The sequence below is a fragment of the Bradyrhizobium sp. NBAIM08 genome, assembly GCF_020193935.1.
GTDB classification, from domain to species: domain Bacteria; phylum Pseudomonadota; class Alphaproteobacteria; order Rhizobiales; family Xanthobacteraceae; genus Bradyrhizobium; species Bradyrhizobium yuanmingense.
In genome coordinates, this window is record NZ_JADYVR010000922.1 from 1 (window position 1) to 405 (window position 405).

Annotated in this window: 1 protein-coding gene; it reads left to right on the plus strand. The window is 69.1% G+C overall.

Features of this window, described 5'->3' with window-relative positions:
* Positions 1–405: SUMF1/EgtB/PvdO family nonheme iron enzyme (locus tag I6F37_RS42735; protein ID WP_225154789.1), on the plus strand; the 405-nt coding region annotated here is incomplete at both ends.

A 405-nucleotide genomic window follows, 5' to 3' on the forward strand; every position in this document is an offset into this window, starting at 1 on the left:
GCGGTTGCCGACCGAGGCCGAATGGGAGAAAGCGGCACGCGGTTCCGACGGCAACAAGTTCCCGTGGGGTCGCGAAGAGCCGACGCCCGAGCTCGCGAACTTCGGCCACGCACGCTCCAAGGGCATCACCGTGACCGGCAAGGACGGCAGCACGCGGCCGGTCGATGCGTTTCCGCGCGGCGCCTCGCCGTACGGAATCGAAGGCATGGCCGGCAACGTCTTCGAGTGGTGCGAGGACATCGACGATGTCGCGTTCTACATGCACGGCCCCGACCGCAACCCGCGTAACACGATCCAGCTCGGCGTCGCGCCGTGCGTGATCCGCGGCGGCTCGTTTCGCTACGACGCGCGCTCGCTGCGGACCTACGCGCGCTCGAGCTTCCCGCCGACGTTCCGGCTCGACAC